The following is a 20,990-nucleotide window of genomic DNA, read 5'->3' as shown; positions in this document are numbered from 1 at the left end:
GTGGACTGGCTCTACGACCTCCGGATCACCGACGGCCCGGTGTACTGGCTTTCCTTTGCCCTGGGCGTTGCCGGTGCCGTGTATCTCCTGGCCCCGCCCCCTCATATTCCCGCCCGCCGCTGGATCTTCCGCGCTATCGCCGCTGCCGCCGTGGCCTACGCGCTGGTGGCCACCGTCCACTGGGCACTCATCAACGTCTTTTCCGTATTCCCGGAGAACATTCCGGATCCGGTCCTGCTGTGGGTGGTACCCGGCGTCGCCGCCGTGATCCTGCTCCTGTTCAGGCTGCCCCGGAGCAGTTGGAACCGCCGCGCAGCCGGCCTGGTGGCCGTGCTTCTGGTGGCAGCCCTTTCATCCGTCCAGATCAATGCCTACTTCGGGCTCAACCGCACAGTAAGCGACTTGTTGGGCACGGCGCTGGCCCGGATCCCGGCCCTCGAGGCGGACCTCAAGCGGCAGCCGGGGGAGGCCGACGGCGTTCCCCTCCCTGGGTGGGCACCGCAAGGTGATATGCCGGATGGGGGAGTGCTCCGAAAGGCTGTCATTCCCGCCGTCCTTTCCGGAATGGACACCCGCGAAGCATATATCTATCTTCCGCCCGCCTACTTCGCGGAAAACCGCCCCGCCCTTCCCGTGCTGGTCCTGGTGGCCGGCCAGCCGGGCGGGCCTGCGGACTGGCTCACCGGGGGCACCCTGCAAGCCCACATGGAGGCCTTCGCCGCTTCCCATGGCGGCATTGCCCCGGTGGTGGTGGTGCCGGACCCGAACGGCTCCCAGTCCGCGAACACGATGTGCATGGACAGCCGGATAGCGAAGGCCGATACCTACCTGTCGCGCGATGTGCCCCAGTGGATCAGCTCCACCCTTGCCGTTGACACGAACCACAACCAATGGGCGATCGGCGGATTTTCCTTCGGCGGCACCTGCGCCCTGCAAATGGGAACCCGGCACCCCGGCCTGTTCCCCTCCGTTCTCTCCTTTTCCGGGGAAGCCGAGCCGGCCATCGCCAAGGAGAGGCAGAAGACCATCGACGCCGCCTTCCCGGGGGACCCGGACGCGTTTGAGCGGCAAACGCCCCTTGCCATTATGAAAGAGCACCGCTTCGAGTCCAGCGCGGTGTACCTGACAGCAGGACAGGACGACCCGGAATTCGTGGCGTACCTGCACACCCTGGCCGCAGCCGCCCGGGAGGCCGGCTTCACCGTGCGGGCGCACGAGGTGGAACACACCGGACACTCATGGGACACGTCCTCGAAGCGGATCGCCGACGCGCTGCAGTTCCTTGCCGACAGGTGGGGACTTCAACAGTGACCTCCGTAAAGCCGGTCCGCACAACATCCCTGGCCTGGACAACAGTTGGACGACCGGCACGGGACCGGATCATCGCCGCCCTGAAATCGATGCCGTTCTCCGTGGCTGTGCTTGCGCTGTTCCTGGCAACCGGGGCAATCACCGGCAGCTACCTCGCCGGACCGCCAGAGCAGTTGCTGCACGTGGCAGGAGTGAGCGGACCGGGGCTGCGCGCCGGCAACTGGTGGTCCTTGTTCACCAGCCTCTTCTTCGCCACCAACCCGTTGGCCTACCTTGCCGCGTCCCTGATGATCCTCCTGCTCCTGGGCCTTGCCGAGCGCAGGATGGGAACACCAGCAGCGGTGGGGTTCTTCCTCGGCGGCCAGTTTGCCGCCGTCACGCTTTTCCTGCTGCTGACCCAGCTCGCAGACTACGCGGGTGACGGATGGCTGGACCGCATGGCCGACGACATCCTGATCGGTCCCTATCCCGCAATCCTGACGGCGGCACTCGCGGCCAGCGGCAGGTTGCCTGTCCTGTGGCAGCGACGGTTGCGGACAGGGGTGCTGTCCATCTCGCTCCTGCTGGTTCTCTACGTTGGGCATGCGGAGACGGTGATCGGACTGCTCGGTGCCGTCCTGGGACTCCTGGCGGGCTGGTGGATCCAGGGTGACCACGGCCACCTGCACCGGCACCGGTCCACCGGCCGGGAGGCCCGGAACCTCCTCGCACTCACCGTCGCCGTCTTCGCGGTGGGTCCGATCCTCACGGGAATAGCGCGGGCGCCCACCGGCCCGCTGGCCCTTCTGCGCGACGTTGTCCTGAACCCCATGCCCACGCTCAGCCAACTGGCTTTCAACTGCGGCGCCACGGTGGAAGCATCCTGCCTCGAAGCCGGCAGGGCAGGGTTTGCCGGGCCATTCGGACTTGCGCTTGCTGTGGTTCCGGTGGTCCTGCTGCTGATCTGTGCCGACGGAATGCGCCGCGGCCGGCGGCTTGCGCTGAACATCGCGCTCGCCATCCAGCTCGCCGTCACGGCGCTGGCCGCCGTCTACCTGGCACTGTTCGCCCTGGTGCCGTCCCGGCTGCAGGGCCCGTCCGCCCCGCCGATGGGAACTGCTTTTGCCCACGTGCTTCCGCTGGTTGGCGTACCCCTGCTGCTGGCAGCGCTCCTGTGGTTCAACCGGCGGCAGTTCCGCGTGCAGACGCTACCTTCAGCGCGGCGGACGCTGGCTCTGGTGGTGGGAGGAACCTGGCTTGTCCTTGCCGGAACGTACGCGGCCGCCTGGTTCTGGTCGGGCGGATTAACGCGCGACGGCGGCCTGCTGGGCCTGTTCGCGGAGCTGGCCCGGCAGTACGTACCGGTTCCCATCCCGCAGCACTACCACCGCGTCTTCGCTGACAGAAACAGTGTGGAGGCTGTCCTTTTTGCCTACTCAGGACCGGTGTTCTGGGTGGTTGCGCTGGCGGCCGTATGGTGGGCGCTGCTGGGCGGACACCATGGCAACGATTCCGGACGGCAGGACAGGATCCAGGCACGCAACCTGCTTCACCAGGGCGGCGGACCGCTGTCCTGGATGGCGCTCTGGGAACCCAATAGCTACTGGTTCAGTCCAGACGGCAAGGGTGCGGTGGCTTTCCAGCGGCACGGCAGCGTGGCGCTGACACTTGGTGGAGCCTTCGGTCCAATGCAGGGCCAGAAGGACGTTACCGCCGGGTTTTTGGCCCACTGCAGCCGCCAGGCAATGATTCCAGCCCTCTACTCCTGCGACGACACGCTCTGGCCTGTGCTCGAGGAGCGCGGATTTTCCCGCGTGGCGGTGGCGCAGGAGACACGGCTGGCAATTCGCGAACTCGAATTCAAGGGCAAGGAATGGCAGAACGTGCGCACGGCGTTGAACCGTGCTGCAAAGCTGGGCGTCAGGGCCGTCTGGGGATCTTACGAGTCGCTGCCCGCGGCGCTGCGCTCCCGGCTGAGTGAAGTTTCCGAGGAATGGGCGGCAGGAAAAACGGTCCCCGAAATGGGCTTCACCCTCGGCGGCATCGATGAACTCGATGACCCGGAGGTCCTGTGCTGCCTCGCCGTTGACGAACACGGCACCGTCCATGGAGTGACCAGCTGGCTGCCCGTGTACGACGGCGGGACCCTGGTCAGCCGGACCCTTGACGTCATGCGCCGGGGTGCCGAGGGATTCCCGGGGGTGATGGAGTTCCTCATCGCCTCTGCGGTACTCGAGCTGCGTACGTCCGTGGAGGTCATCTCCCTCTCCGGCTCTCCGCTGGCAAGCGTACCCGGAACCGGAGATGATTCCAGCGGGGAGGCCCGGGCGGATAACCTGGTCCGCATCCTCGACCTCGTGGGGCATGCCCTGGAACCGGTGTATGGATTCCGGTCCCTGGCGGCATTCAAGTCGCGCTTCAAGCCGGAGTATCGTGCCCTTTACCTGTATTACCAGGACCCCCTGCACTTGCCAGCTATCGGTCGGGCATTAACACGTGCCTACCTGCCCGGGCTTTCCCTTCCGCAAGGCGCGCGCCTGGTACGCAAATTGGTGAAGTGAACTCTTCCAATTAGCCCCAACAATGTGGGCCCCGGCCGAACAAGGCGGCGTGGTGATGCCCAGGGACGGAAGCTGGAATTCAACAAAAATGATCCCCGGCATAATTGCCGGGGATCATTGTTTCGCTGCCGGCGGCCGCATTTTATGCGGCCGGGCGGCGGGGACTAGACCAGCGTGACGCCGGTTGCCTGCGGGCCCTTGGCGCCCTGACCGATTTCGAACTGAACACGCTGGTTCTCGTCGAGGGTCTTGAAGCCACCGGTCTGGATCTCCGAGTAGTGCACGAAGACATCACCATCGGAGTCATCCGGGGTAATGAAGCCGAAGCCCTTTTCAGCGTTGAACCACTTGACGGTTCCCTGTGCCATTTATTTCTCCTCATTGTGGAACTTGTTTAAGATCGACACACCTCGTGCCGGCCTTGGTCACTCCGCGAGAAGAATCCTGGATTGCCCGTCCCGAAAGGGACCAGCGCTGCAGGAGCTTCGCGCTCGCAACATGTCTTGCGAGCATGAAAAACACCTACACAAAGACTGAGATAAGAATTTCACGCTGCCCCGCGGAGGTCAACGGTTTGCGTGGAGAAACGGTTAAAATTTGGGTAAAAAGAAGGTTAAATGCCTTGTCAGAGGCTAATTGGGGCATATTCAAGGCTCAGTGGCACGGTTCGGGAGCGGCCGGGACAGCCTCCGTTAGAAGAGCCGGGACTCGCTGTCGTCCACGCCGCGCATCGCGTCGTAGTCAAGGGTGACGCAATCGATCCCGCGGTCGTTCGCCAGGACCTTGGCCTGCGGCTTGATCTGCTGCGCGGCGAAGATGCCCCGGACGGGGGCCAGCAGTGGATCGCGGTTCAGCAGTTCAAGGTACCGGGTGAGCTGCTCCACGCCGTCGATGTCGCCACGGCGCTTTAGCTCAATGGCCACGGTGGCGCCGCCCGCGTCGCGGGCCAGGATGTCCACCGGTCCGATGGCGGTGAAGTACTCGCGGCGGATGAGGGAGTAGCCCTCACCGAGCGTTTCAATCTGCTCCGCGAGGAGCCGCTGGAGGTCCGCCTCAACACCGTCCTTAATCAGGCCAGGATCCACGCCGAGGTCATGGGAGGACTCACTGAGCTTCTCGTGAATGTTGATGATGAGCCGGTCGTCCGTCTTGGCCGATTGCACTGTCCACTGCTCGATGACGCCGAGTTCCAGGTCCACGTCCTCGGGGGAGGAGACCCGCAGCGTTGCCGGCGGGCTCATCCAGTTGAGCGGTTTGTAGGAGCCGCCGTCGGAGTGGACCAGGACAGAGCCGTCCGCCTTGACCAGGAGGAGCCTGGTGGCAAGGGGAAGATGGGCTTTGAGCCGGCCAACGTAATCAACAGAGCATCGGGCTATGACAAGTCGCACGCCGTACAGACTACCGCCTGGTGCCGCACGCCTCTGCCCCGGGCAGGGCCGCAAGGCGGAGATGTTCCCGTCCGGCAGCACCGGCGGAGGCTGGTGCTGGGGCAGAATGGATGCATGCCGCGTTCCAACCGTCCCCGCCGTCCCGTGTCCGGAAAAGCCGGGGCCGGTTCGGGCAGGGCGGCCGGAAAGAAGGGAAGCGGCGAGGTCCCTGAGCTTGACCTGGAACGTGCACGGGCGGGCATCGCCCGGCGGGAAAGCGCTCCCGACGGCGAGTGGATGGTCCGCACCATGACGGCCAGGAACGCCGAAAAGACCTACATCTGCCCGGAGTGTTCCACTGCGGTGCTGCCAGGGGTTGCGCACCTGGTGGTCTGGAAGGACGACCACCTCTTCGGCGCTGCTGCGGCGCTGGCGGAACGGCGCCACTGGCACACCAATTGCTGGATGACCCGCAGTTACCGCTACCGGTAGGGGGCCGGCCGCAGCTGTCGCTAAGCTGGCAGGCATGACTTTTGATCCGGCGTCGTACGAATTCAGCCAGTCCACCGGTCCCGCTCCCATCCGTGCCGCCACTGTCCTGCCGGCCCGGCGCGAAAACGTGGAGCTGCAGACGGAGGACGGCCATACCCTGGTGGGCGAACTGGCACTGCCGGAGTCCGGGCCGGTGAAGGCCACGCTGATCACCCTTCATCCGCTGCCCACCCACGGCGGCTTTATGGATTCGCACGTCTACCGCAAGGCCTCCTACAGGCTGCCCGCGCTCGCCGGCATCGCGGTGCTCCGGTTCAACACCCGCGGTACCGAGTCGCCGCGGGGTACCAGTACGGGGGCCTTCGAGGAAGGTGTTGGTGAGCGGCACGACGTGGAGGCGGCGGTCCGCTTCGCCGTCGAACGCGGCCTGCCCAACCGGTGGCTGGTGGGCTGGTCCTTCGGCACCGAACTGGCCCTGATGTACGGGGCAACGGAGCCCGTCGCCTCGCAGATCGAGGGCGCCGTGCTGCTGTCCCCGCCGCTGCACCGGGCCAAGGATGCACACCTGCTGCAGTGGGCGCAGTCCGGAAAACCGCTGAAGGTGCTGGTGCCGGAGCACGATGACTATCTGCAGCCGGACGCCGCCGCAGGGCGTTTCAGCCTGGTGCCCCAGGCCCGCGTGGTGGGCGTCAAGGGCGCGAAGCACCTGTGGGTGGGGGAGAAGTACGCCGGGCGCGTGCTGAACGAGATTGTGGAAGAGGTCACTGGTGCAGACGCCGGGGGTACCGGCCTGCCGCAGGAATGGGACGGGCCGGTGGCCACGGCCCCGGCTTAGGCCGGAATGACCAGGTAAGGAACAACAGGCCCTCGGGTCAGTGCTTGTCCTGCCGCACGATGTAGATTTCCCGGATCAGCAGCAGGACAGCGGCCGCCGTGGGAATGGCGATCAGCGCGCCGAGGACACCCAGCAGGCTGCCGCCGGCGATGACTGAAATGACTGCCACCGCTCCCGGCACCGCCACGGCCTTCTGCATAATGCGCGGGGAGATGAAGTAGGCCTCGAACTGCAGGTACGCGAAGTAGCACACGGCGTACACAGCGGCGGTCTGCCAGCCTTCGGTCAGCGCGATGAGGACAACCAGCACTCCGGCAATCAGACCGCCGACCAGGGGTATAAAGGCGAGCAGCGCCACCACAAACGCCAGCAAAAGGGCGAAGGGGATCCCCACGATGGACATCACGATAAAGGCAAAGGTGGCATTAAGCAGGGCCACGCAGGCCTGCCCAATCACATAATTGCCCACGGAACGGGTGATCTCGTCGGACAAAGCCTCCACCCGGGCCCGGCGGGAACGCGGCGCCAGCCGGTAGCCCCACTTTTTCATTGCCGGCAGGGCGGCCAGGAAGTACAGGCTCAGCACCAGGACAATCAGTGTGCCGAACAGGCCGTTGGCCACTGTTGACCCGAAGCTCACCACGCCGCCGAAGATTCCGCCCACAGCAGCGGGATCATTGACGAACTTGTCCAGTTCCTCGGTGAGCCGGTCACGGACGCCGAACTGGTCATCAAGGCTGCGAAAGAACTCGGAATCAATGAAGTCCCGCACCCAGATGGGCGCCTGCTGGACAATCTCCGTTACCTGCTCAACGATCGTGGGGATCAGGGTGGCGAAAAATCCGACGACGGCACTTACCAGCACGGTAACGGACACCAGGATTCCTGCCGGGCGGGGGATCTTCCGGCTCTCGAGCCAGCCCACAACAGGCTCGAGCCCAAGGGCAATGAACAATGCCGCAACAATCCACAACAGCAGTTGCGTGGTGTTGGATCCGATCCAGTAGACGAGCAGGGCAAGCCCCACGCCGACGGTGCCCATGAAACCCATATAGAGGGGATGCTGCGGTGACATCCTGGGCCCGGGATCACCGAACTGGGGCTCTACCTCCCCGGGCTCGCGGCCAACCTGGTTGTCCTGGTGCGAGTACTCCGGCGGCATTTCGAAGCGGAGCCTCGGCTGGGCCCCTGGCAGCGGCTGGCGTAGGCGGCGGACCACCATACCGAGGGCTGCCGCCGCGGCCCCCTTTCGGCGCACCGGGACAGGCTCCGGCGAAGCGTGTGCCGAAGGCTCAGCACCCGCCGGATTCTCGTGTGCCGCGGAGGACTCGTCCGTCTTGTCAGTCACTGGAATTTAGGGCCTGTTCGATGCGTGGCGCCGCTGGTGCGGGCCGGTGTGATGATCATCGCAAACACTATCAGCAGCCTTGTCAACACCCGCTGAGGGGACGCTCGCGGAGGCGGCGGAAGATGTGTTACCGGCGGCGGAACCAAGGCTCCGGTAACCAAACCGTTACTATTGAAGGTAAACCCCCGCTGATGATAGGTGTTCCCTTGCGTTTAAAGACTGCAGTCGCACTCGTGCTGCTCGGCCTCCTGACACTGCTGGCCGGCATAGGCCAGAGAACCATCTGGGCCCCGTCCGAGACTTTCACCGCCTCTGCGCCCGCCGATTTGGAGGCTGCGCCGCTGACCGTCATAGACGGGAACCTGCGCACCCTGCACGGCGGAACCGTCAAGATCAACATTGAAGGCGACGGCAACTTCATCCTTGCAGCGGGGCGTCCCGACGATGTGGATGCCTGGGTTGGCCAGACGGCCCACAACACCGTCACGGGGGTATCGGAGGACGGTAAGGCGCTTCAGGTGGAACACGCCGACGGCGAAGCCACTACGCCCAGCCCCGCCGGCTCCGATCTTTGGGTTTCCACGGAGAACGCCAGCGGCCAGCTGGAATATTCCTGGACACCGCCCGCCGATGGCGACTGGACGCTCCTGCTGGCCTCAGACGGGACCCAGCCCGCTCCGGCCTCCATCTCCATGACGTTCCCGAACGATACCTCCACCCCGTGGGCCATCCCGCTGATGGTGCTGGGCTCGCTCCTGATCCTCGTTGGGATCGTCCTGGCCCTGCTTTCCCCCCGCAAGCGCAACGGTGACGGCGACGCCCAGGGCAGCGGCTTTGCCCAGCGCGCCCGCGCCAGGACTGAGACGCGGTCATCCTCGCGGGTGACGATGGTCGCCGCGGGCGTGGTGGCTGCAGCCGTCGTGGCCGGAACCGGCGCCGCCGCCAACGCCACTTCGCCGGCGCCTGAGCCTTCCCCGGGTTCGTCATCGACGGCTTCGGCTGCCGCGCAGGAACCGTCCGGTTCGCCGGTTCTGCTGGACGCCCAGTTCCGCCGCATCCTGGAGCAGGTCTCCAGCGCTGCTGACGCCGGTGACGCAGCAAAGGATGCCTCCAAGCTGGCCGACCGCGTGGGCGGGACAGAACTTGAAGTCCGGACCCAGAACTACAAAATCCGCTCGCAGGTGGGATCCTATGAGGCACGCATGCCCGTGCGTTCCACAAAGCTCCTTACCACCGTGGTCACCAGCAATCGCGAGTGGCCCCGCTCCGTCCTTGCCGTGACCCAGGGCGAGGGCAACGTTGTGCCGCAGCTGCTGACGCTCGTCCAGGCTTCTCCGCGCGAGAATTACAAGCTGGTGGAAACGAATCCGCTGCAGCCGGGCACCACCTTCCCCACCATCAACCGTGACGGTACGGAAACGCTTGCTGCCGCTGACAAGACCGGGCTGCTGTACAGCGCCGAAGAAGCCATGTCCGGCCTCGCCGACCGCCTCACCTCCGCCGAATCGGCTTTCAAGGACAAACTGGTGGAGGGTGAGTCCTCGCCGTACATCGCGGACACGCTGTCCTACCAGGCCGAGGTGGTCAAGGCAGGCGAGAACGGAAACTTCTCCTTCACCCACAAGGTGGTTCCCGAAAGCACCGTGGTGTTCCGGACTGCAGACGGCGGTGCGCTGGTCCTGGGCCGGATCAACTTCGGCTTCGAGGGAACGCCGAAGGCTGCCGGTGATAAGCTCACCATCGGTGACGACGCTGCGGCTCTCGCCGGCGGCAAGGAAACCACCACCGGCATGGTCCTGAACTTCGCCGAGTCCGTCGCGGTATACGTTCCGCCGGCAGGCTCCACCGACCCCATGAAGCTTGTGGCTGCCACCCGCGGCCTGGTGGGCGCCAGCTTCAAGTAGACGCCATACCTGCATTACCCCCGGCAGCGGCCGGAGTGGCTAGAGTGGAAAGCATGAGTTCGCCAGCTTCCCGCCCAGTCCCTCCTGCCGCTGCCAACCTGCTTAACTTGCGCGGCGCCGTCGACCTTTCCTCCCTGAAGCAGCGCCCGGCCGCCCCGGCCCCGTCCGCGCCGCCGTCGGGACCGGAAGCACCCGGTGGAGCGCAGCCCGGCGCTCCCGAGCTGGTAGTCAACGTGACCGAAGGCAACTTCCAGCAACTGGTGGAGTTGTCCGCGCAGGTGCCTGTGGTTTTCGCCCTCTGGGCTTCCTACTCACCCGAGTCATCAACCATGCTGGACGTCCTGGAACGCGTGGTGAACAGCTATGGCGGCCGGCTGGTTCTCGGCGCCGCCGACATCGAAGCGTTCCCGCAGCTGGCCCAGGCCTTCCAGGTGCAGGCCGTGCCTACTGCCGTTGCGGTACTCAAGGGCCAGCCGGTGCCGCTGTTCCAGGGCGGTGCGGACGAACAGCAGGTCCGGAGCCTTTTTGACGAACTGCTGAAGGTAGCGGCGGCAAACGGCGTGACCGGAAGCCTTGGCGGCGGCGCTGCGCAGGAAGGGGAGCCGGCACCGCTGCCGCCTCTGCACCAGGCCGCTTTTGACGCCATCGAAGCCGGCGATTATGCGGCAGCGGCAGAAGCGTACCGGCAGGCGCTGAACGAGATGCCCGCCGACCACGAAGCGAAGGCGGGGCTGGCCCAGGTGGAGCTGATGGCGCGCCTCCAGCCGCTCTCGGCCCAGGACAGCGAAGCACTGCGCGCGCAGGCGGCCAATGAGCCGGACAACCTGGAGGCACAGTTTGCCGTCGCCGACCTGGACGTTGCCGGCGGTCATGTGGAGGATGCTCTGAACCGCCTGGTCAGCTTCATTGGCAGGAACTTCGGACCGGAGCGCGAGACCGCCCGGATCCGCCTGCTCGAGCTCTTCGATGTGGTGGGCGCCGCTGATGAGCGGGTGGCCAAGGCCCGCCAGGCACTCGCGAGGGTGCTCTTCTAGTGTCTGCGTTGTTCGAGCCGCTGAAGCTCCGCTCACTGGAGCTTCAGCACCGGGGCTGGGTATCGCCCATGTGCCAGTACAGTTGCGAGGCCGACGCCGCGCCCGGCGTTCCGAACGACTGGCACCTGATGCACCTGGGTTCCTTCGCCGCCGGCGGCGCGGCATTGATCCTCACCGAGGCTGCCGCCGTCAACCACGAAGGCATGATCAGCCCCCGTGACGCCGGCCTCTACAACGACGCCCAGGCCGAAGCCTGGCAGCGGATTACGTCCTTCGTGCACCGGCACGGGGCGGCGGAGGCAAAAATCGGCGTCCAGTTGGCCCATGCGGGCCGGAAGGCCTCCACCTACTGGCCCTTCTCCGGCAAGCACGGCAGTGTCCCGGAGTCCGACGGCGGGTGGACCACTGTGGGGCCCTCGCCGGCAGCGTTTGACGGCTACGCCGAACCCGCCGTGATGAGCGGAAAGCAGATCGACGGAGTGGTCAGCGACTTCGCGGCCGCGGCTGTCCGCGCCGTTGATGCAGGTTTCGACACGGTGGAAATCCACGGGGCGCACGGCTACCTCCTGCACCAGTTCCAGAGCCCGCTGATCAACACGCGGACTGACGCCTGGGGCGGGGATGAGGCCGGACGGAACCGCCTGATGCTTGCCGTGGTTGACGCCGTGCGGGCTGTCATTCCGGACTCAATGCCCCTGCTCCTGAGGATCTCCGCCAGTGACTGGGCCGACGGCGGAGTGGACCTCGCGGCTTCAGTGCGGCTGGCACGCGAGGCAGCGCAGCATGGCGTGGACCTCGTGGATGTTTCCAGCGGGGGAGCCGTTGCCCATCAGCAGATCAAGGCGGGTCCCGGTTACCAGACGGGCTTCTCTGCTGCCATCCGAAGGGACGCAGGGGTGCCCACCGGAACGGTAGGCCTCCTGACCTCCGCAGGCCAGGCCGAACATGCCATTGCCACCGGGCAGGCCGACGGCGTCTTTATCGCCAGGGCGGCCCTGCGGGATCCGCACTGGTGGCTGCGGGCGGCCTTCGAGCTGGGCCATGACATTAGATGGGCGCCGCAGTACGAGCGTGCCGTGCCCCGGCGGACTTTCTGAAAGCCGTGCACAGGATGATTCAGAGGCGGCGCGAAAGAGGGCAGGACGCTGGTGACGGGGTGGACCGGCAGCTGGAAGCGACCATCCTGGAACTTTTGGCTGCCAGGGCCGCTACTTCCACCATTTGCCCGTCGGATGCTGCCCGTGCTGTGGGCGATGAGAAGTGGCGCGACCTAATGGAGCCTGCCCGCAGGGCTGCCCGGCGGCTGGTTGATGCCGGCGAGGTGGAGATCACCCAGGGCGGTTCGGTGGTTGATCCCGCCACGGCGAAAGGGCCCATCCGGATCCGGAAGGTGCGGTAGCAACCGGAATCCGCTCCGCCGGTTCCGGCAGTTGCTTCTGCCGGTCCTGCCGCGCCGGCAGAACGCCTCCCTACTCCTTTGACGCTACTCCTGCAGGAGGACCCCGCTGCCGCATCCCGAGGGCTAGTCTGGCTTCATGACTGCTCAGCAACCAGATCCGGCGCGGCCCGCCGGTCCCGTAGCCGCACTGTCCATCCGGGGACTCGCCAAGCGCTTCGGCGAAAAGATTGCGGTGGACGGCATCAGCCTGGACGTCCCCGCGGGCTCCTTCTTTGGGATTGTGGGCCCCAACGGCGCCGGCAAGACCACCACGCTGTCGATGGCTACCGGGCTGCTGCGCCCGGACTTCGGCACCGCCCTCGTCCACGGCGTGGATGTATGGGCCCGGCCGCTGGAGGCCAAGCGGCTGATGGGGATCCTGCCGGACGGCGTACGGCTGTTTGACCGGCTGACCGGCGAACAGCTCATCACCTACGCCGGGTTGCTGCGGGGAATGGACAAGGACGTGGTGGCCAGCCGCGTGGGCGAGCTGCTGGCAGCCCTGGACCTGTCGCAGGACGCCGGCACGCTGGTGGTTGACTACTCGGCAGGCATGACCAAGAAGATCGCCCTGGCGTCTGCCCTGATCCACGCGCCCAGGCTGCTGGTGCTGGACGAGCCCTTCGAGGCCGTCGACCCTGTCTCCGCATCCAACATCCGCTCCATCCTGGACAGCTACGTGGCGTCCGGCGGAACGGTGATCGTCTCCAGCCATGTGATGGACCTGGTGCAGCGCATGTGTGACCACGTGGCAGTCGTGGCCGGCGGCAGGCTGCTGGCCGCAGGAACCGTCGACGAGGTGCGCGGCGGAGTTTCCCTGGAAGACCGGTTCGTCCAGCTGGTGGGCGGCCGCAGCCACACGGAAGGGCTGGAATGGTTGCGCACCTTCTAAGGCTCAAACTGACCCTGCTGCGCAACGGCCTCCGCCGCAGCCCATGGCAACTGGTGGGCATGGCCTTTGCAGGGCTTTATGCGCTCAGTGTCGTTGCCACGCTGGTGGTTGTACTCGTCCTGCTTCGCCAGGCGGAACACGAGCTGGTGTACACAGCCGTGGTGCTCGGCGGCTCCGCGGCCGTCCTGGGCTGGGGAATCATTCCGGTGGTGGCCGCTGCCACGGACATGACCCTTGATCCAGCCCGCTTCATCACCTTCGCCGTCCCCATGAAGCAGATGCTGGCTGGGCTGGCGCTGGGCGGGCTGATCGGTATTCCGGGTTTGGCCACGGCACTGGTGGCACTGTCCACGGTGGTGACGTGGTCCCGGGGCGTCCTGCCCGCGCTTGCAGCTCTGGTGGGCGCAGCGTTGGGAGTCCTGATCTGCATTGTGCTCTCCAAAGTGGTGACCACGGCAACGGTGAGCCTCGCGTCGTCCCGCCGCTTCAAGGATGTCAGTGCCGTCGCGTTTATGGTGCCCCTTGTCCTCCTGGGCCCAATCGTGGCAGGGGTGGGGCGGGGAATCACCGCCTCCACCGGCTTCCTGCCGGATTTCGCCCGGACGTTGTCGTGGACTCCCCTTGGTGCTCCCTGGTCCCTGGCCGGTGACATTGCCGCCGCCCGGCCCGGCGAGGCGGCGGTGAAGCTGGTCCTATCCGTTGCAGTGCTGGCCGGCCTGACCTGGTGCTGGAAGCTGCTTTTGGAACGTGCACTGGTCACCCCGCCCTATTCAGGCAGCGGGAAGCGCAAGGGTGGCAAGCTGGGGCTGCTCGGGTTGTTGCCCGCTGTTCCGGCCGGCGCCGTGATGGCGAGGGCGCTCACGTACTGGTTCCGTGACCCCCGGTACTCCGGTTCGCTCATCGTGATACCGCTCCTTCCGGTGGTGCTTGTCTTCCAGGGCAGCCAGGCCGGTGACTTCAGCACCCTGGCATTCCTGGCGCCGCTGTCGGCTTTCATCCTTGCCTGGTCCATTTCTGCCGATGTGTCCTATGACAACACCGCCTTCGCGCTGCACCTGGCCAGCGGGGTCCGGGGTGTTGACGACAGGCTGGGCCGCGCCCTGGCCTGCCTGGCCTTCGCACTGCCGGTGGTACTCGTGTTTGCCGCAGGGTCAGCCGCCTTCACCGGCGACTGGGACCCGTTGCCCGGCCAGTTGGGACTGAGCCTGGGGATCCTCTTCACGGGACTCGGGTTGTCCTCCGTGGTCTCTGCCCGGTACACGGTGGCGGTTCCCTTGCCGGGTGACAGCCCGTTAAAAAAACCCCCGGGAAACGTGGGCCAGACCCTCGCAGTCCAGTTCGCCGGGCTGGGAGTCCTGCTGGTCCTGGTTTTGCCGGAGGCCGCCCTCCTGATCGCACAGCTGGTGACCGGAAACCCCCTGTTCGGCTGGCTGAACCTTGCCGTCGGGCTCTTGTTGGGAGTGGGCCTGTTTGTGGCCGGTGTCAGGCTGGGCGGAAAATGGCTGGACGGCCGCGGCCCTGAACTGCTGGCCCAGGTCACGGTGAACCGCTGACGCGTGAACCGCCGGCTTCTAGCCACCCGTAACCGCCTGAACGGCCCCGGAAGGAACAGCATGGAAGTAGTCATCCTCAACGGCAGCAAGCAGATCGGAAAACTTGCCGCGGACGCCATCGAGGAACTCCTCCGGCGCAAGCCGAATGCCGTCCTGGGGCTTGCCACCGGATCGTCGCCGCTGCCGGTCTACGATGAACTCGCTGCCCGCCACGAGCGGGACGGCCTGGACTTCAGCCGTGCCTCCGGTTTTGCCCTCGACGAGTACGTGGGCCTGCCGGCGGGCCACCCCGAGTCCTACCGGGAAGTGATCCGGCGGGAGTTCACGAACAGGGTCAACATCGCTCCGGAGAACGTCCACGGACCGGACGGTACGGCAACGGACATCCTTGCGGCCTGCCGCGCCTACGAGGAATCAATCACGGCAGCGGGCGGCATCGACCTGCAACTCCTTGGCGTGGGCACCGACGGCCACATCGGGTTCAACGAGCCCGGCTCTTCGTTCGCCTCCCGCACCCGGATCAAGAGCCTCATCGAACAGACACGCCGGGACAACGCCCGGTTTTTTGGCAGCCTGGCCGAGGTCCCGCACCACGTACTGACCCAGGGGTTGGGGACCATTATGGATGCCCGGCATGTGATCCTCGTGGCAACCGGCGCGCAGAAGGCACAGGCTGTCCGCGAGTTCGTTGAAGGTCCGGTGTCCGCGATTTGCCCAGCGTCCGTGCTGCAGTTCCATCCCCATGCCACCGTCCTGCTGGATGAAGCTGCCGCCTCGGCATTGAAACTGGCTGATTTCTACCGGCACACCTATGACAACAAACCCGCCTGGCAAGGCCTCTAGCCGAAGGGTTTCCGGCGGGTCCGGCAGCGGAAAAGTACGACGCCGGCAGGCGGCGGGCGGCTGTTTCCCACCTCCGGAGGACGCGCCGCCGTCGAACGCCGCACGGCCGGAACGGCTAAGATGGATCGCATGACTAGCATGACGGACCCTCTCGACAACGACCCGATGCGTGAGCTTTCCGGGGCTGGATCGTCCACGGCCACCATTGAGCGCGAGGAACTGCGCCAGGAGGTGGAGCCCGGAGACCGGGAACGCTTTTCGCACTACGTGCGCAAGGAAAAGATCATGGAGTCGGCGCTGACCGGGGACCCGGTCATCGCCCTGTGCGGCAAAGTCTGGACGCCCGGCCGGGACCCTCAGAAGTTCCCGGTGTGCCCGATGTGCAAAGAGGTCTATGACGGCCTCCGCCCGGGCAACGACGGCGGCAAGGGTCCCGGAGGGGACTCAGGCAACAACAAGTAGTGACGGAGACGCTTTTTGGCGGCCCCACCCTGCCTCCGGCTTATCCGGAACGTGCAGCCTGGGGAACCGCCCCGAAACTCCGTGCCTGGCAGCAGGAAGCCCTGGACCTCTACCTGAGGACAAGTCCCCGGGACTTCCTGGCCGTGGCTACGCCCGGCGCCGGTAAAACCACCTTCGCGCTCCGCGTGGCGTCCATGCTCATCGAGTCCGGCACCGTCAACCGCGTGACCATCGTGGCGCCCACGGACCACCTGAAGCGCCAGTGGGCTGATGCGGCGGCCAGGGTGGGTATTGCCATCGACCCCAACTTCAAGAACTCCGACGGCCAGCACGGCCGCGGCTTCATCGGAGTCGCCGTCACGTACGCGCAGGTGGCCAGCAAACCCATGCTGCACCGGGCCAAAACAGAGGCCGCGCGGACGTTGGTGATCCTGGATGAGATCCACCACGGCGGCGAGGCGCTCTCCTGGGGAGACGGACTGCGTGAAGCCTTTGACCCCGCTGCACGCCGGCTTTCCCTGACCGGTACCCCCTTCCGTTCGGACACCTCGCCCATTCCGTTCGTGGAGTATGCCGAGGACCGGGACGGGATCCGGCGGTCCAAGGCGGACTACACCTATGGCTACGGCAACGCCCTGCGGGACCACGTGGTCCGGCCGGTGATGTTTATGGCCTATTCGGGGCAGATGCGCTGGCGGACCAGCGCGGGCGAGGAAATGGCCGCTTCACTCGGTGAAGCCGCGGTGACCAAGGACATTACCTCGCACGCGTGGCGCACGGCTCTGAACCCGGCGGGCGAATGGATTCCCGCCGTGCTGGCCGGGGCGGACAAGCGGCTGAGCGAGGTGCGCCGGACGGTCCCCGACGCCGGCGGACTGGTGATCGCCACAGACCATGAGGACGCCCGCGCGTACGCCGGGCAGCTGAAGCGGATCACGGGGGAGTCGCCCACCGTCATCCTTTCCGATGACGCCAAGGCGTCCAGCAAGATCGAAGAGTTTACCGCCAGCGATAAACGGTGGATGGTGGCGGTCCGGATGGTATCCGAAGGCGTGGACGTACCCCGGCTTTCCGTCGGCGTGTACGCCACGTCAACCTCAACCCCGCTGTTTTTCGCCCAGGCGGTTGGGCGCTTCGTCCGTGCCCGTAAGCGGGGGGAAACGGCGTCGGTCTTCCTGCCGTCCGTTCCCCAGCTGATGGCCCTGGCCAACTCCATGGAGGCCGAACGGGACCACGCCCTGGACCGGCCGGAGAAGGAGGACGGGGACGGGCTCTTCAACCCCGAAGACTCGCTGATGGCCGAAGCCAACCGTGAGGACAAGGCCTCGGACAGCCTGACGAAGGGCAAGTTTGAGGCCCTGGACTCCCAGGCGTCCTTTGACCGGGTCCTCTTCGACGGCGGCGAGTTCGGCACCGGCGGCGAGGTGGGCTCCGACGATGAGATGGACTTCCTGGGTATCCCCGGATTGCTGGACGCCGAACAGGTGGGCACACTGCTTCGCCAGCGCCAGCACGAGCAGCTCAACCGGAAGAACCGGAAGTCGTCCGCGTCAGCGGTCGGAACGGAACCCGCGGCTCCGGCCGTCCCGGACCACCGCCTGCTCATGGATCTACGGAACGAGCTGGCCAAAAACGTGGCTGCCTGGTCGGCGCGGACCGGAACGCCCCACGGCGTGGTCCATACCAAGCTGCGGACTGTCTGCGGCGGTCCGCCGGTGGCCCAGGCCAACGAGGAACAGCTGCAGTCCCGCCTGCGGAAGCTTCAGGACTGGTTCATCGGCAGGAAATAGCAGTGATGTGCAAAAGCGGCCCGGTGCAGTGCACCGGGCCGCTTTCGCAGTTACCCGCAATCAGGCGACGTCGACCCCGCCGAGCTCCATTTCGGTGACCGCTTCCTCGAGGTCCTCCGCGATCCCCGCCGTGAGGGACCGGATGACCGTCACGGAGTAACCGGCCTGCACTGCGTCCAGGGACGTAGCCTTGACGCAGTAATCGGTGGCGATGCCCACTACCACCACGTCCTCGACGTCGTTGCTCTGCAGCCAGTCGTCCAGCCCGATGGCATCGTCAGCGGCGGCATACCTGTCCGCGTCGCCGGCGCCGGGCAGCGCGCCGGGTTGCCGTTCGCCGGTGGGCACGGCGTCTTCCGGCGCCTGCAGTCCCTCGAAGCCGGAGTAGGCGGCAGCGAACTGCCCCTTCTGGAAGTAGGCGTCGATGTACTCGGTGTCGAGGTCCGGGTGCAGCTCGGCACCGCGGGTTCCCGCCACGCAGTGCGGAGGCCAGCTGTCTATGAAATCCGGTGTTTCGGAGAAGTGGTCACCGGGGTTGATGTGCCAGTCCTGCGTGGCAACAATGTGGTCGAACTCGCTGTGGTGGGCATCCACGTATTCGCTGATGGCACCGGCCACCGCTGCGCCGCCGGCCACGGCGAGCGAACCGCCTTCGCAAAAATCGTTTTGGACGTCAACGATGATCAGGGCCCGGGACATCAGTTCTCCTCAGTTTTCTTCATAGAGAGTAGGGATGGCTGCTTCGCCGCGCTGGAGGCGGTTCACCACAGCGGGAAGCTCAGCCATGGACTCTGCGTGGCGCCGGCGCGCGCGGAGCACACCTTCATTGCCCGTCCAGCCCGGCATCAATTCGCCGTTCTTCATGAACTGCTGCAGCAGCGGACGGTCATTGCCGTCGTCCTCCGGCCGGTGCCCCACACCCACAACCTCGGCAGTGGCAATGCCGCGTTCGTTCAGCTTCCGCAGCGCGTACTTGCGCCCGCCCACGCTGCCCTTGTTCTTGGCGGCTTTGGCGACGGAGACGAAGTCCCCGTCGTCGTCCGTGCGGCTCACCAGCTTGTAGACCATGCTGGCAGTCGGGGCGCCGGACCCGGTGACCAGGGACGTGCCCACGCCATAGGAATCAACGGGGGCAGACTGCAGGGCGGCGATGGCGAACTCGTCCAGGTCCGATGTGACCACGATCTTGGTATTTTCGTTGCCGAGGTTGTCCAGGAGCTGGCGGACCCATTGGGCCTGGGCCACGAGATCGCCGGAATCCAGCCGGACCGCCCCAAGCCGCGGGCCCGCAAGGTCCACAGCCGTGCGCACGGCCGTTTCGACGTCGTACGTGTCCACGAGCAGGGACGTGCCCTCGCCCAGGGATGCAATCTGGGCCTCGAAGGCATCCCGCTCAGTGTCATGCAGGAGGGTGAAGGAGTGGGCGGCGGTGCCCACTGTCTTGATTCCGTAGCGGATGCCCGCCTCCAGGTTTGACGTGCTGTCGAACCCGGCAATGATGGCTGCTCTGGCGGAGGCGGTCGCCGCTTCCTCATGGGTGCGCCGGGAGCCCATTTCAATGCAGGGGCGGCCGCCCGCGGCGCTGACCATCCGGGACGCGGCGGAGGCGATGGCACTGTCGTGGTTCAGCACGGACAGCAGGTACGTCTCCAGCATGCACGCTTCGGCGAAGGTGGCCTCGACGATCAGGATGGGGGAGTTCGGGAAATACGCTTCACCCTCCGGGTAGCCCCAGATGTCACCGGAGAAACGGTAGGACGCGAGGTACTCGAGCGTTTGTTCATTGACCACCTTCGTGCGGGCCAGGAAGTCGAGCTCGGCGTCTCCGAAGCGGAAGTTCGCGATGCCTTCCAGCAGCCGGCCCGTGCCTGCCACAATGCCGTAACGCCGGCCGTCCGGCAGCCGCCGGGCGAAGGCCTCGAAGACGGACTTGCGGTGCGCGGCGCCTGAATGAAGGGACGCCTGCAGCATGGTCAGCTCATAGTGGTCAGTGTAAAAGGACGTGCGGGGATGGTCCCAGCCGGCTGAGGTGCTCACGAAAGTCACTCTAGTCCCCACCGGCTCCCACGTCTCGCTTCGCTTCGCCGCGGGTCCCTCGCCCGTGTTGGCCCATCCACCGGCTCCCACGTCTCGCTTCGCTTCGCCGCGGGTCCCTCGCCGGTGTGGGCCCATCCGGTGTGGGCCCATCCTCCCCATAGAATGGACAGATGACCTTAAGCGTTGCGCTCGGCCCTGATACGCAAGAGGGCACCCGGACCGGCACTGCGGAGTCAACCGACTTCCTCGCCGCACCGGACATCCCCTGGAACCTTGTGATCTGGAATGACCCCGTTAATCTGATGAGCTATGTCAGCTACGTGTTCCAGAGCTACTTTGGCTATCCGGAAAGCAAAGCGAACAAGCTCATGATGGAGGTCCACAAAAAGGGCCGTTCCATTGTCGCCTCGGGCAGCAAGGAACAGGTGGAGCGCCATGCCGTCGCCATGCACGGCTTTGGGCTGTGGGCCACGGTGGAGAAGGCCAGCGGCGGATCAGGCGGCAATTCAGGCAAGTCCAATGGGCCGGGCCAGGGTAAGGGAAAACGTGGCTAAGGCTTTCAAGTACGGACTCAAAGGCATCACCGGCTACTTGGAGCCGGCCGAACGGGAACTGCTGCGCAGCCTCATCGACGACGTCATTTCCATGCTCCAGCCGGAGGAACGCAAGGGCCAGGATCCGCTGGCTGCATTGATCGGCCTGGACATGGACGTTGCCGAGCCTTCGGACCGGGCGGTGAAGCGGCTGCTGCCGAACGTGGTGAAGGACGACGGCGCCGCGTCCCTTGAGTTCCGCCAGCTCACCGAGCGTTCGCTGCGGGAAACAAAGATCGGCGCGCTTCGTGCGGCGGCTCTGGACCTGGACAAGGACGAGATCGTGCTCAGCCCTGACGGGGCGCGGCACTGGTCCATGGCCCTGAACGACGTCAGGCTTGTGCTGGCCGAACGGCTGGACATCCAGGACGAGGAGGACGCCGAGCACGTCCACCTGATGCAGGACTGGTCCCAGGCCGAGGACGTGGAAAGCTACCTGGCCCTGGTTTACAATTTCGCCACCTGGCTGCAGGAGTCGCTGGTCCAGGCCATGCTGCAGTCCCTGGACACGCGGCGTTGACAGGCGGGGTGTTCCCGTCGCGGCCCTGTGA

20 protein-coding genes are annotated in these 20,990 nt (G+C 65.9%); 15 read left to right on the top strand and 5 right to left on the bottom strand.

Annotated elements, in window-relative coordinates:
* Together AC5RUQ_RS06360 and AC5RUQ_RS06355 are read left to right on the top strand one after the other, a co-directional pair.
* Nucleotides 1-1,311 (top strand): alpha/beta hydrolase, encoded by a 1,311-nt coding sequence (locus AC5RUQ_RS06360; RefSeq protein ID WP_493946535.1) that lies wholly within the window; start codon nt 1-3, stop codon nt 1,309-1,311.
* A complete protein-coding gene (locus AC5RUQ_RS06355; protein ID WP_493946533.1) occupies nt 1,239-3,851 on the top strand; it encodes a bifunctional lysylphosphatidylglycerol flippase/synthetase MprF in 2,613 nt (870 codons plus the stop codon). The genes AC5RUQ_RS06360 and AC5RUQ_RS06355 overlap by 73 nt, the downstream gene beginning before the upstream one ends.
* Nucleotides 3,852-4,015: 164 nt before the next feature.
* Here AC5RUQ_RS06355 and AC5RUQ_RS06350 read toward each other — a convergent pair whose 3' ends face one another.
* A complete protein-coding gene (locus AC5RUQ_RS06350) occupies nt 4,016-4,219 on the bottom strand; it encodes a cold-shock protein (RefSeq protein ID WP_011692441.1) in 204 nt (67 codons plus the stop codon).
* Nucleotides 4,220-4,543: 324 nt separating this feature from the next.
* Entirely contained in the window at nt 4,544-5,239 is a 696-nt protein-coding gene (nucS, locus tag AC5RUQ_RS06345) for an endonuclease NucS (protein ID WP_256248592.1), read from the bottom strand.
* A 114-nt stretch (nt 5,240-5,353) separates the two neighbouring features.
* On the opposite strand from nucS, the gene AC5RUQ_RS06340 reads away from it, so the two are divergent.
* A complete protein-coding gene (locus tag AC5RUQ_RS06340; protein ID WP_493946531.1) occupies nt 5,354-5,710 on the top strand; it encodes an Rv1322 family protein in 357 nt (118 codons plus the stop codon).
* Between the two features lie 34 nt (nt 5,711-5,744).
* The gene (locus tag AC5RUQ_RS06335) at nt 5,745-6,545 is read left to right on the top strand and encodes an alpha/beta hydrolase (protein WP_493946530.1); all 801 of its coding nucleotides are present in this window, start codon (nt 5,745-5,747) and stop codon (nt 6,543-6,545) included.
* A 37-nt stretch (nt 6,546-6,582) separates the two neighbouring features.
* On the opposite strand, the gene AC5RUQ_RS06330 is transcribed toward AC5RUQ_RS06335, so the two are convergent.
* Nucleotides 6,583-7,893, bottom strand: a complete 1,311-nt coding sequence (locus AC5RUQ_RS06330) for an AI-2E family transporter (RefSeq protein WP_493946529.1) — start codon at nt 7,891-7,893, stop codon at nt 6,583-6,585.
* A 191-nt stretch (nt 7,894-8,084) separates the two neighbouring features.
* Here AC5RUQ_RS06330 and AC5RUQ_RS06325 point away from each other — a divergent pair, with 191 nt between their 5' ends.
* The 9 genes from AC5RUQ_RS06325 to AC5RUQ_RS06285 all read left to right on the top strand — a co-directional run bounded on the left by AC5RUQ_RS06325 (nt 8,085) and on the right by AC5RUQ_RS06285 (nt 17,809).
* Nucleotides 8,085-9,797, top strand: a complete 1,713-nt coding sequence (locus AC5RUQ_RS06325; RefSeq protein WP_493946528.1) for a DUF8094 domain-containing protein — start codon at nt 8,085-8,087, stop codon at nt 9,795-9,797.
* Between the two features lie 53 nt (nt 9,798-9,850).
* A complete protein-coding gene (locus AC5RUQ_RS06320; protein ID WP_493946527.1) occupies nt 9,851-10,831 on the top strand; it encodes a co-chaperone YbbN in 981 nt (326 codons plus the stop codon).
* A complete protein-coding gene (locus tag AC5RUQ_RS06315; protein WP_493946525.1) occupies nt 10,831-11,928 on the top strand; it encodes an NADH:flavin oxidoreductase/NADH oxidase in 1,098 nt (365 codons plus the stop codon). The genes AC5RUQ_RS06320 and AC5RUQ_RS06315 overlap by 1 nt, the downstream gene beginning before the upstream one ends.
* A gap of 59 nt (nt 11,929-11,987) precedes the next feature.
* A complete protein-coding gene (locus tag AC5RUQ_RS06310) occupies nt 11,988-12,230 on the top strand; it encodes a DUF3253 domain-containing protein (protein WP_493946524.1) in 243 nt (80 codons plus the stop codon).
* 136 nt (nt 12,231-12,366) lie between these two features.
* A complete protein-coding gene (locus tag AC5RUQ_RS06305; RefSeq protein WP_493946522.1) occupies nt 12,367-13,161 on the top strand; it encodes an ABC transporter ATP-binding protein in 795 nt (264 codons plus the stop codon).
* Complete coding sequence (locus tag AC5RUQ_RS06300; protein ID WP_493946521.1) at nt 13,143-14,714, top strand: transporter; 1,572 nt, start codon at nt 13,143-13,145, stop codon at nt 14,712-14,714. The genes AC5RUQ_RS06305 and AC5RUQ_RS06300 overlap by 19 nt, the downstream gene beginning before the upstream one ends.
* Before the next feature lie 60 nt (nt 14,715-14,774).
* Nucleotides 14,775-15,557 (top strand): glucosamine-6-phosphate deaminase, encoded by a 783-nt coding sequence (gene nagB / locus AC5RUQ_RS06295; RefSeq protein ID WP_493946520.1) that lies wholly within the window; start codon nt 14,775-14,777, stop codon nt 15,555-15,557.
* Between the two features lie 129 nt (nt 15,558-15,686).
* On the top strand, nt 15,687-16,019 hold the full coding sequence (locus tag AC5RUQ_RS06290; protein ID WP_374114851.1) for a DUF3039 domain-containing protein: 333 nt from the start codon (nt 15,687-15,689) through the stop codon (nt 16,017-16,019).
* Complete coding sequence (locus AC5RUQ_RS06285; protein WP_493946519.1) at nt 16,019-17,809, top strand: DEAD/DEAH box helicase; 1,791 nt, start codon at nt 16,019-16,021, stop codon at nt 17,807-17,809. The genes AC5RUQ_RS06290 and AC5RUQ_RS06285 overlap by 1 nt, the downstream gene beginning before the upstream one ends.
* Nucleotides 17,810-17,869: 60 nt before the next feature.
* Here the strand turns inward: AC5RUQ_RS06285 and AC5RUQ_RS06280 are convergent, their stop codons facing one another.
* Together AC5RUQ_RS06280 and AC5RUQ_RS06275 are read right to left on the bottom strand one after the other, a co-directional pair.
* On the bottom strand, nt 17,870-18,508 hold the full coding sequence (locus AC5RUQ_RS06280) for an isochorismatase family protein (RefSeq protein WP_493946518.1): 639 nt from the start codon (nt 18,506-18,508) through the stop codon (nt 17,870-17,872).
* Between the two features lie 9 nt (nt 18,509-18,517).
* The gene (locus tag AC5RUQ_RS06275; RefSeq protein ID WP_493946517.1) at nt 18,518-19,846 is read right to left on the bottom strand and encodes a nicotinate phosphoribosyltransferase; all 1,329 of its coding nucleotides are present in this window, start codon (nt 19,844-19,846) and stop codon (nt 18,518-18,520) included.
* Nucleotides 19,847-20,016: 170 nt separating this feature from the next.
* Between AC5RUQ_RS06275 and clpS the strand changes: the two genes are divergently transcribed.
* Both clpS and AC5RUQ_RS06265 read left to right on the top strand, forming a co-directional pair.
* Entirely contained in the window at nt 20,017-20,400 is a 384-nt protein-coding gene (gene clpS, locus AC5RUQ_RS06270) for an ATP-dependent Clp protease adapter ClpS (RefSeq protein ID WP_493946516.1), read from the top strand.
* Nucleotides 20,393-20,959 (top strand): DUF2017 domain-containing protein, encoded by a 567-nt coding sequence (locus AC5RUQ_RS06265; RefSeq protein ID WP_493946515.1) that lies wholly within the window; start codon nt 20,393-20,395, stop codon nt 20,957-20,959. The genes clpS and AC5RUQ_RS06265 overlap by 8 nt, the downstream gene beginning before the upstream one ends.
* The last annotated feature ends 31 nt before the right edge of the window (nt 20,960-20,990 follow it).

Source organism: Arthrobacter sp. MDT2-3 (assembly GCF_059090465.1).
The sequence above is the reverse complement of the archived record's forward strand: the minus strand, read 5'-3'. Positions and strand labels throughout refer to the sequence as shown.